The 11780-nt window shown below is 41.9% G+C and carries 7 protein-coding genes, 1 rRNA gene and 2 riboswitches; all 8 genes read right to left on the bottom strand.

The genetic code is table 11. From position 1 onward, the window contains the following. Positions 1–66: ribosomal RNA gene (locus ACIQXQ_RS18890) — 16S ribosomal RNA — on the bottom strand; the annotation flags it as partial. Positions 67–476: 410 nt separating this feature from the next. Next, on the bottom strand, positions 477–2552 hold the full coding sequence (gene ptsG / locus ACIQXQ_RS18885; RefSeq protein WP_402959488.1) for a glucose-specific PTS transporter subunit IIBC: 2076 nt from the start codon (positions 2550–2552) through the stop codon (positions 477–479). Positions 2553–2760: 208 nt separating this feature from the next. After that, complete coding sequence (glcT, locus tag ACIQXQ_RS18880) at positions 2761–3603, bottom strand: glucose PTS transporter transcription antiterminator GlcT (protein ID WP_402875546.1); 843 nt, start codon at positions 3601–3603, stop codon at positions 2761–2763. A gap of 131 nt (positions 3604–3734) precedes the next feature. Then, a complete protein-coding gene (locus tag ACIQXQ_RS18875) occupies positions 3735–5066 on the bottom strand; it encodes an NCS2 family permease (protein WP_402875544.1) in 1332 nt (443 codons plus the stop codon). A 109-nt stretch (positions 5067–5175) separates the two neighbouring features. Beyond that, a riboswitch (purine riboswitch) is annotated at positions 5176–5277 on the bottom strand. Positions 5278–5483: 206 nt separating this feature from the next. Beyond that, the gene (gene guaA / locus ACIQXQ_RS18870) at positions 5484–7040 is read right to left on the bottom strand and encodes a glutamine-hydrolyzing GMP synthase (RefSeq protein WP_402875551.1); all 1557 of its coding nucleotides are present in this window, start codon (positions 7038–7040) and stop codon (positions 5484–5486) included. 140 nt (positions 7041–7180) lie between these two features. Further along, positions 7181–7282, bottom strand: a riboswitch (purine riboswitch). 27 nt (positions 7283–7309) lie between these two features. After that, entirely contained in the window at positions 7310–9517 is a 2208-nt protein-coding gene (locus tag ACIQXQ_RS18865; protein ID WP_402959486.1) for a transglutaminaseTgpA domain-containing protein, read from the bottom strand. Next, positions 9507–10694, bottom strand: coding sequence for a DUF58 domain-containing protein (locus ACIQXQ_RS18860; protein ID WP_402875540.1), 1188 nt, complete (start codon positions 10692–10694; stop codon positions 9507–9509). The genes ACIQXQ_RS18865 and ACIQXQ_RS18860 overlap by 11 nt, the downstream gene beginning before the upstream one ends. Next, entirely contained in the window at positions 10694–11650 is a 957-nt protein-coding gene (locus tag ACIQXQ_RS18855; protein WP_402959484.1) for an AAA family ATPase, read from the bottom strand. Before ACIQXQ_RS18855 ends, ACIQXQ_RS18860 begins: the two co-directional genes overlap by 1 nt. Positions 11651–11780: the final 130 nt, after the last annotated feature.

The raw sequence follows: 11780 nt of genomic DNA, 5'->3' as shown, positions 1-11780 counted from the left end.
CTCGACTTGCATGTATTAGGCACGCCGCCAGCGTTCGTCCTGAGCCAGGATCAAACTCTCCGAAGAAATGTTTGACTTGCTCATTTTGCTTTTTTTATAGTGTGTGCTCACTCAAAATTTACGTTGGCGCTTTGTTTTGTTCAGTTTTCAAAGAGCAATTTGTTTGCCGCTATCTTAGCGACTTTATTATCTTAACACCTCTCAACCAACTTGTCAACAAGTTTCGAATGTTTCTTTTCTCGTTATGATGTCGTGTTGATGTCTTGTTTCGGTGTAGTTAATATAATATCACCAGTAGAAATACAAGTCAATTAAAATTGTGATATTTCTTTGTTTTTTTTAAATCCTATCTATAGAGTACAACTTCCACTAGTATACCCACTTTATCCTTTCTGCTTCAAAGACATGTCGTTAACATAAATCTATAAATAGAAGCAGGGGGCAACTTCAATAGTCACCCCCTGCTTCTATAACGCTTATTTATTAAAAGAAATAATATTTGCTTCTTTAATATCGACTTTTCCACTCTTTTCTATCTTAACGCTTTCCCCTTCAGCGAGGTTCGTAAAGACAATCGGAGTAATAATAGAAGTCGCATTATTTTTAACATAGTCAATATCTACTTTAAGTAGTGGTTGGCCGATTTTCACCTTGTCATCTTGAGCGACGAGCGCTTCAAACCCTTTACCTTCTAATTTAACTGTATCGATTCCGACGTGAATCAGGACTTCTCGCCCTGTTTCCGAAACGATACCAATGGCGTGTTTAGTTGGAAAGAGATTGACAATCGTCCCGTCAACCGGAGAAACTACCAGACCATCATCCGGCACAATAGCAAAGCCATCGCCCATCATTTTTTCAGCAAATACTGGATCAGGCACTTCAGTAATTGGCTTGATTTCTCCTTTAATAGGAGAAACGAATTTTTCAGAGTCAGAAGACCCTTCCGTCCGTAATGGTTTCGGAATCACATCTTCTATTTGATTTTCTACGCCTTTTTCTGGTGAGGCTTCAACCCTACTAGGTCTTTTCCCATCCATAATTTCTTTCATTTGCCCTTTAATCGTTTCGGAACGCGGGCCAAAGATGGCTTGGATATTGTTACCGACTTCAAGCACTCCTGCCGCACCGAGTTTCTTCAATCTATTTTTATCAACTTCTTTAATATCATTAACTGACACACGAAGGCGCGTGATACAAGCGTCCAAATGCGCGATGTTTTCTTTTCCGCCCATCGCTTCCAAAATATCTCCAGGAAGGTTACCTGATTTCTTGGAAGATACTCCAACTTCGTCATCATCTTCTTCTACCTCGCGACCAGGAGTTTTCAAGTTGAATTTCCTGATTGCAAATCGGAATCCGAAATAATAGATAAGCGCAAATACTAAACCAACCGGAATTACGATCCAAGCATTTGTTTGCGGATTGATTAAACCGAATAATGTATAGTCGATTAACCCGCCGGAGAAGGTCATCCCAATTTTCACATCAAGCAAATGCATCGTCATGAATGATAGACCTGCAAACACACAGTGAATAGCGAAAAGAATCGGCGCTACAAATAAGAATGAGAATTCAATTGGCTCTGTTATACCTGTCAAGAAAGCTGTAAGAGCAGCCGATGCCATTAAACCACCGACAATTTTCTTGCGTTCTGGACGGGCTTCGTGATAGATGGCCAATGCTGCAGCCGGTAACCCGAACATCATGAATGGATATTTTCCTGTCATGAACGTACCAGCCGTTAAATTCTCCACTCCATCTTTAATTTGCGCCATGAAGATTGCTTGGTCACCTCTGATAGGTTCACCCGACGAATCGATGTAGCTACCAAATTCAAACCAGAATGGTGAATAGAAGATATGATGCAAGCCGAACGGAATTAACGCCCGTTCCACTACCCCAAAGACAAATGCACTAAGCGTCAAATTAGCTCCAAGCATGTTTTCTGAGAAGGAATTTAATCCAGATTGAACGGTCGGCCAAATTACAATCATGACCAGTCCCAAAACAACCGCGCTCACCGCTGTAATAATAGGCACGAAACGTTTTCCCGCAAAGAACCCTAAATACGAAGGCATCTCAATTTCATAGAACTTATTATACAAAATGGCAGCCATGACCCCGACGATGATTCCGCCGAATACTCCTGTACCTAACGTAGGAATTCCAAGAACATTGCTGTAAACGGCACTGTTTTTCTCGACATCAGTCAAATCAATTCCTAAGACCGTTCCCATTGTTACATTCATGATCAGGAATCCGATGATTGCTGCCAAACCAGCAACCCCATCTCCACCTGCCAGTCCAATCGCTACACCTACCGCAAATAATAGCGGAAGATTTCCAAAAATAATATTCCCAGCGTTTTCCATGACGGACGCTACCATTTCCACTCCGCCATTTTCTAGAAACGGAGCGATATCCAAGAGGGCAGGGTTTTGTAAAGCATTACCCAGTGCGAGTAAAATACCGGCAGCAGGCAAGATCGCTACAGGAAGCATTAAAGATTTTCCAATTTTTTGCAAGATACCAAACAACTTCTTAAACATTAGGTTTCCTCCTCATTTTGTTTTCACACTAATAAAACGGTTACATTTCATTAAACTGCTAATACACTTCTAAGCTGTTTTGTATGCAAAAAAGGCATAAGTAAAGGTAGGACCGAAAAAGAACATGTGGGTATAGATTACCCTGTTCCACTCTCAATCATTCTCCTTACTTATGCCTGATCGAATCAGTAACACGTAGGTTAATGTTTTATTTAATTTTATTTTGCAATCGTTGAATATGCATCGTTAAGTAGACAGCTTCCGCATCACAAACCGGTTTGCCTAATTTCTGTTGCATAATTTTTATTAGTTTCCAAGACAAATTGTAGCATACAGGATATTCTTCTTTCAATAGCAAAGTGATTTTTTCAGGTTCATCCACCGTTTCCCCTGCCAATACGCGATCGATCATAAACCTTAAATGACGAATCAGCCGCGAATAATCGATGCTTTCTTTATTTATCTCAACGTTCAACTGCTCTTCTATAATGGAAATCAGTTGAAAAATCACCTGGGAATACTGATTGACGTCAGATAAATCCTTATTTGCTATGGCACTATGGATATGAAGCGTGATGAAGCCAATCTCTCCATGAGGCAGTCCTATCCCGGTCTTATCTTGAATGAGGTCAACAACCTCGACTGCGATATTATGCTCAAAAGGATAGAGGGTGATCGTCTCTTTTAAAAATGGGTTTTTTATGGTCATCCCTTGGGAAACCCGTTGAAGGGCGAATAGTAAATGATCAGTTAAGCCCACATGTATATGCTCATTAAGTTTTCCAGGGACCCTTTTGTTTATCAAATGAATGGATTCAATTATGGCTGCTTGAAGATTTTGATCGATTTTCGGCAATAACTTCTTGTAATTCTCCTGTTCCTTCTCGCTTTTCAAAACAAACGTTTTCTCTGCGAGTTCCGGACTTAGTTCATCGCCTTTTTTTCGATTAAATCCCAGGCCCTTTCCAATAGAAACGACCTCACCATATGATGGGTGATTAGCAATTACAACATTATTGTTCAATACCTTTTCAACGATAAAACCGCTCATTTTTTTCCCTCTTTTTTGAAAGAATTATCCCATCCATTACAAAACATTTATATCTATACTATACACGTAAAGTCCTTCTTCTTACAACACGAGAAAAGAGGCCTATAATAGGCCTCTTTTCTCGTGTTGTTTCACTTTAAAAATATGAAGTATAGAAGGAAGACCACTCCAAGTCCCCACATGATTGGGTGAACTTCTTTCGCTCTCCCTTTCATTGTCATCGTAATGGGATAAAAGATAAATCCACAGGCAATCCCTGTTGCAATCGAATATGTCATGGGCATCATGATAACTGTGAAGAAGGCAGGCACCGCTACTTCAAATTTATGCCAGTCAATGTTTTTAAGCGATGAGGCCATTAGTACACCTACAATGACTAAAGCTGGTGCAGTTACCGCTGACGTCACGACGGAAAGTAGCGGGAAAAAGAAAAGAGATAGGACGAACAGTAAACCTGTAACCACTGCGGCAAAACCGCTACGAGCACCGGCAGCGACACCCGCTGTCGACTCCACATAAGATGTCGTCGTCGATGTACCAAGGATGGCACCTGAGACAATGGATAGAGAGTCAGCAAGCAACCCTTTTCCAACTCTCGGAAGAACATTATCCTTCATTAAACCTGCTTGTTGAGCGACAGCCACCAACGTACCGGCTGTATCGAAAAACGCTACGAACAAGAAGGTCAAAATCACGATCAGCATTTGACCTGTAAAGAGCTCACCAGGATTTCCGAAAGCATCGAACGCAACTCCGAATGTTGGTGCGATACTTGGAATCGCTCCAACGATTTTCTCCGGCACTGGCACTTGCCCAAAAATCATGCCAGCTATGGCAGTGATCACCATTCCGATGAATACACCGCTTTTCACGCCTTTGGTCATTAGAATGACGGTGACGATTATCCCGAATACCGCGAGCAATGTACTTCCGTTCGTTAAATCACCAAGTCCGACCAGTACACTATCATCATTCGTGATGATCCCTGCATTTTGAAACCCTACAAATGTTATAAATAGTCCAATACCAGCTCCGACCGCATATTTCAATTCGACTGGAATGGCATTAATGATTTTTTCCCGAATACCAGATAAGGATAGAAGGACAAATATGAGCCCTGAAATTAAAACACCGGTTAAAGCCGTTTGCCACGGGATTCCGAAACCGAGTACAACCGTAAAGGCAAAAAATGCATTCAATCCCATTCCTGGTGCAAGCGAGATTGGATACCTGGCTATGAGACCCATCAATATGGAACCAATTGCGGCAGCCAATGCCGTTGCGGCAAACACTGCTCCATAATCCATTCTCAATTCATCAGGGTAATCCTCTATGCCCTGTAACGTTAACATCACTGGATTCACAACCAGTATATAAGCCATTGAGAGGAATGTAGTTAAACCGCCGAGTATTTCCCGACGATAGCTAGTACCCAGTTCATTAAAACGAAAGTAATTTTTCATAATGAGTCTCCCCTATCATAAGTTCGTATAACACAAAATGAAAATACCCCATTCGCTTCCGAACGGGGGCTCAACTACTAATATGTAAAGAATGCGCGCGTGACCTACCCCACCCATTCATTCACATCGTAGTCAAGCTGTTAACGGCAGCTTGGTAGAAACTTTCGGGCCATATTCCCGATATTATACGACGATTATGTTTAATTTATTATTATAGGTATAGTGTACCAGTGCGTAAAACAGCCGTCAATATAAAAAGCGAATAATTTTAATTAAAAAATATAGAACGTTCGCCTTTTAGTTATCATTTCCATTTCACGAAGAATATCCACCCTCTATCATCCACAAATAAACCCAAAAAGATAAATACCAAAAAAAACCAGCGAAGGTAAAACCCTCACTGGTTCGATGTATATACTATTCCCACTCAATCGTTGCAGGTGGCTTAGACGTTATGTCATACACAACGCGGTTAACATGGTCCACTTCATTGACGATTCTTGTGGAGATGATTTCAAGTACTTCCCAAGGAATTCGAGCCCAGTCGGAAGTCATTCCATCAATTGATGTGACAGCACGGATACCGATTGTGTAATCATACGTACGGGCATCTCCCATTACCCCTACACTACGAATGTTAGGAAGGACTGTGAAGTATTGCCAAATTTCACGTTCTAAACCATTCTTCCTGATTTCCTCGCGTAAGATATAATCAGACTCACGGACGATTTCAAGCTTTTCATCTGAAATTTCTCCTAATACACGAATTCCCAAACCAGGACCTGGGAACGGCTGACGCCAAACGATTTCATCAGGAATGCCCATTTCGCTTCCTAATGCCCGTACTTCGTCCTTGAACAAAGTATTCAATGGTTCAATCAATTTGAATTGCATATCTTCCGGTAGACCGCCGACATTATGATGTGATTTAATCGTTTGTGCCGTTGCTGTACCGCTTTCAATGATATCTGTGTAAAGCGTACCTTGTGCAAGGAAATCGATGCCTTCTAGTTTCGTTGCTTCATCATCGAACACGTAGATGAACTCGTTACCGATGATTTTACGTTTCTGTTCAGGATCGGAAACGCCAGCAAGTTTCGATAAGAAACGTTCTTTTGCATCCACTTTAATGACGTTCATATTAAAGCCATCACTGAAAGTTTTCATAACACTTTCCGCTTCACCTTTACGAAGTAAGCCATGATCAACGAAGATACATGTCAGCTGATCGCCAATCGCTTTATGGATCAACACAGCCACTACGGATGAATCCACTCCACCGCTCAATGCGCAAAGTACTTTTTTATCCCCGACTGTTTGACGGATTTTTTCCATTTCAATTTCAACGAAATTTTCCATGGACCAGTCACCTTTACATCCACAAACTCCGAATACGAAGTTCTTCAAGATTTCATTGCCGTGTACGGAGTGACGTACTTCTGGATGGAATTGAACGGCATATAATTTACGTGACTCATCACTCATTGCCGAAATCGGACAAGACGGATTCGTTCCATCGACCGTGAAACCTTCAGGTGTTTCGACGACCAAGTCACCGTGGCTCATCCAGACGATTTGTTCTTTTGGAAGATCACTGAATAATTTAGATTCATTTTGAATCGTAAGAGTCGCTTTTCCATATTCACGGTTTTTGGCGCGTTCCACTTTTCCGCCAAAATGTTTCGTCATCAGCTGCATGCCATAACAAATTCCGAAAATTGGAAGACCTAAATCGAAAATACGTTCATCGCAGCCAAATGCACTTGCATCATATACACTGTTAGGGCCACCTGAAAAAATGATCCCTGTAGGATTCATTTCCTGTAGTTCCTCCACTGTAATGGTATGAGGATGAAGCTCACTGTACACACCGAATTCACGAATACGTCGCGTAATCAATTGATTATATTGGCTTCCGAAATCAAGTACTACAATCATTTCTTGGTTTTTCTGCAATTCTGTTTTCCCCGGCACAAACGTCACCTCTATCAATGTAATTCACCCAAAAACGAGTGATTTTTCATATAAAAAAATAGTATCATAAAAAAAGGAAAACTAAAAATCCACCCACAACGATATACGGAAAAAGTATATACGAAGGCAGATTTTCAGCTTTCCTGTAAATCTGCCTTCATAGTCAAATCATTTACGGTGATTCGGTAGAAACTTTCGATCCATATTATCGAGGATATATGAAGGACAGTATTAGTTTAAGTTATTGTATCAATATAATAAAAACATGGTCAAGAGCTAGTTTTTTTCATAAGCGTTTCCCAGTCACTGCGAAAGCGCTCCCACTCCTCTTCTTCTGGATCACCACGGTAAGTCATTACTTCATATCGAGCTGTCATTTCCTGCATTAAATTCGTCTCATAAACCGCATCTACATAGGCTGCATATTCCCGCAAGGTTTGTCCTTCAGGCCGCTCTAACCCTGCCCGGACCAACTGTTTCAATAATAATTGGTACGCCTGTACAAAGTATGGACCGGTTTTCTTTTTTAACCGCAGGATTTGTACAAAAGGGAGCCATTTCCTTCTATACAAATACCCTACAACAAGAAGTAAAGCTATGCATAAAATAATACCGGTACTCCACATTATTAAAGTATTTTGGCTTAAAAGGACACTTTTCTTAGTTGATCCAGGTTCATTTTCGGGTGTATCCGGGCGCTCTCTAGTCTGTGTCTCATCTTGCTCCACTAGTTTTTTGTCTTCCTGCTCGGTTTCCTCCGTATTTTCCGAATTCAAATCCGAATTGTAAAAATCCATTTGCCCATTGAATCCCTTCGTAGGCTCAAATGGTACCCATCCCAATCCTGAAAAATAAACCTCCACCCATGAATGGGCATTATTATTCGTCACTTTATAGGCGGATTCACCTTTATAAATTGATTTCTCCCCTTCCGTATATCCCTTTACCCATCTTGCCGGAATGTTGGCGGCACGTAATAAAATGACCATCGCCGTTGAATAATTATCGCAATACCCAATTTGGGTCTCGAACAAGAATTGATCCACATAATCCTGATTATCGCCTGGATACGGAATGTCTTCTTTGGAATAGCTGAATTCAGGACCGTCGAAGTGATTTTCTATCGCCTTTGCCTTATCGTACCAATTATCCTCATTCGCCGTAAGTTCGTTGGCCAGTTCATAGATACGGGTTGGCAATCCCTCCGGAAGCTGTGTATTGCTTTCCATGAGGACATCCATCGTTTCATCCTGTTCCGTAACTTTCCGTAAGTCAGCCAGATCATAGCTAGGCATTTCATAAACCAGTTCATATTCTTTCGTGCTAAGGGGCTTACTGCCTTCGTCTACCGAAATGTACTTGTCCATATTTGTATAATATTTAAACCAATCTCCGTTCTCAGCCTCTACCTTCTTCAGGTACCCTGATTGGGGATGAAGAAGGTGAGAGTAACTTTCCATCATGGTTACCCTTGTATTCATGTCTTCCGTTTTCAACACTTCAGGAATCTCAAATTCTTTTATATCCTTCAAATCCTGACCATTAGAGAAACTGATATAGTCTTCCATTCCCTCAACGGAAACCCACCCTTTTCCGGTATAGATATCTTTGTTCTCGACTTTCCAATAGTGTCCGGTATTGGTCGTATTATAAAAAATGACCGTATTGTCCGGCTCTATCGACCCACCAAGTGATGAATCATCTTCGTCATACCCCACCCGTTTTTCAACGGAGCTTTCATCACTTCCTGTCACCTTATCGGAATAAGAAACAATGAACGGTACAGGGTCCGGCCATTGTGACGCGAACTTCGGAGCAGTGAAACCAACGAGGACGCTTACTAACAGCATCCCCGCTAGCATGATGGCCCATTTACTGAATGAACCTCCTGAAAACACCAATCTCTCTTGTATGGACAAGCGTAGCATGGCCAACACACCAAGCATCGAAAACCCGATGATGATGATCCTGATCATGGCCATATCCCCATCATATGGTGTGAATGTATCGAGAATCGATAGGAAAATGATCGTTAATATATAAAGTAAAAATATGTTTCGTCTCACCGTCACCCAGTAATGAATCAAGTATGTCACAAGCCAAAGAAGCACGAAAAACAACAGCGTTCTAAAGGGGTTGGAAAGCAGCTCCCACTTCCCCTCATACATATTCGAAACGTTAGCCGTTATATCCAGCAAATCACCAGTAAGCCATTTGAAGGTCAGGAAAGGATCTGACGAATACAAGAAATGGACCGCAATTAATATAAAGGCACTTACGAGGATGAAACGCACAAACCAGTGGATACCAAAATAGTGTAGGAGCAAGGAAAATAACACAAAGATAATGAAAATCAAGATATTTCCTGTATCCGTAAGCTTCTCTACGGGTCGTAACCATTCGGTAATCAATAGAAGACCAAATATATATAAGAGAACATGCATCCACCTTTCCGATTTGGTAGAATCAGCGTTCATTTGCCTTCACCTCGGTTCGTTCATTTTGAAGGTGACCCTGTTCAAAGAAGACCAACTTTATTCCACGAGCCAACGCCACCGACTTCGCACGTATTTCCTCACCCGTGAAGTCTCCCTGACTTTTCACGCAAAATACCGTCATCGCTTTATTCCCGGTAAATGCATTCCAACCTTCTATCTTTTCCATCGTTAATTCGGACACAATGAATATTACAGAAGCGTTTGATGGTACAACTCCCTTGTTCTTCTTTCCATTCCAGACGTTTGTATGTGTGGCCCTTGATTTTGCAAGACGGTAAAAGAGTCTTCTCCTCTGTTTACTGCCTCCTTTAGCCGGTACGGCCTCCATTGATCCCGTACTGGTTAACCCAACATCCATACCCTTCTTTATCAAGGCATGCACCAAAGAGGCCGCAAGTACGATAGCTTCTTCGAAGAAGGGAGAGGCGTACTCATCAAGCATAATAAATACATCACGGTTTTTCTGCACTTCAAATTCCTTCGTCATGATTTCACTTGTTCGGGCCGTTGCCTTCCAATTTATCCAGGATAATTGATCACCCGGCTGATACTCCCTGATTCCGGACACGACCGAATGTTCCCGCTGTATTTTTTTCGTCGTACCAACTTGTCCTTGATCGAAGACATGCTCCAACTGTTTATAATTCAACTCCTGATAAGCCGGGAAAACGGTGAGTTTCAAAGGGGCATGCACTGTCGCTTCTTTTTCATAGAGTCCAAAGAAGTCCCCTATTTTGAAGCGAACCGATTGGATGACATGTTCTCCTCTTGGCAGATTCTCCAGGGTATATGTCAATTGGAAGGATTGTTTAAATCCTGGAAAAACCAATGTTTTCTTTTCCAGTTCCATCGGCAAATCCTCTTCTACCACCATATATAAAAGAGGCAGTCTGTTTTTCCGGGAGAATACCAATGTCATATCTACCGACTCTCCGGCCTGGCATTCGTGTTTACTAATTCTTCTCTCCACTTCAAAAGCCTGAAGTGGATAAAACAGCAGAATCATAGAGTACGCACCGAACGGCAAAAAGGTATAGAAAATGAACCAACTGATAAACCCGCCTTGAAACATCGCAAAACAAAAGGAAATGAGCATAAGCACTATGATCCCACAGACATTCCTGTTTTTCTTCAGTATGGTAAGCACATTCCTCATTAGGTCACGGCCCTCTTCACGGGTACCTGCGTCGTAGCCACTACCTCATGTATCACCATCTCAGCATTCACCCCCGAGTAATTCGCTTCCGGATTAAGGATTAGCCGATGGGTAAAAACGAACGGTACCAAATGCTGCACATCATCAGGTAAAACGTAATCCCTTCCCTTTAGGAGCGCATAGGCTTGGGCTGCCTTCATTAGGGCAATCGATCCACGTGGGCTCACCCCAAGATATACACTTTCATGCTTACGTGATTGATTAGCTAACTCGACGATATACGTCTTTATCGTATCATCCACGATCACGGCCTTTGCCTCTATCTGCAAATCTATCAGTTCCTCTAACGAAATCACGGATTCCAATTCTTCAATCGGAGCCGTATATTGGGCCCGATGCAACACTTCTATCTCTTCTGCCACTTCCGGATACCCCATCTTCATTTTCAATAAAAAACGATCTAGCTGTGCTTCTGGAAGTGGGTATGTGCCTTCGTAATCAATTGGATTTTGAGTGGCCATGACGAAAAACGGTTGTTCCAGTTTCCTTGTCACACCATCCACCGTCACGCTTGCCTCTTCCATTCCTTCAAGTAGGGCGGATTGCGTTTTCGGTGATGTCCGATTGATTTCATCGGCCAAAATGATATGGCCCATGATTGGCCCCGGTCTAAAGATGAACTCTTGTTCCTTCGGATTGAAAATCGATACCCCCGTTACATCGGACGGTAGCAAGTCAGGCGTGAATTGAATCCGTTTGAAATCCGCCCCGATGGACTTCGCTAGCGCCCTGACCAAGACGGTCTTCCCCACGCCCGGGACATCTTCCAATAAGACATGTCCACCAGAAAGGAGCGCCACAAGACTTAGTTCTGCTATATCTCTTTTTCCAATAATGACCTTTTCAATGTTTTCCAAAATCATATCCAGTTTCTGATTCACTTGTTTATAAACCATTCTCTACCTCCCATGATTATGTAAATCACTCATGCTTAACCCTTATTTATTCGACATCCATTTTACATTAACCTCCAATTTATCCTTACAAAGTGAGTTTACTAGAATAATACCCCTATAAAAGAGATTT

This window comes from Peribacillus sp. NPDC097198, from assembly GCF_044762055.1.
Lineage (GTDB): Bacteria > Bacillota > Bacilli > Bacillales > DSM-1321 > Peribacillus.
This window is presented reverse-complemented; position numbering and strand designations above follow the sequence as displayed.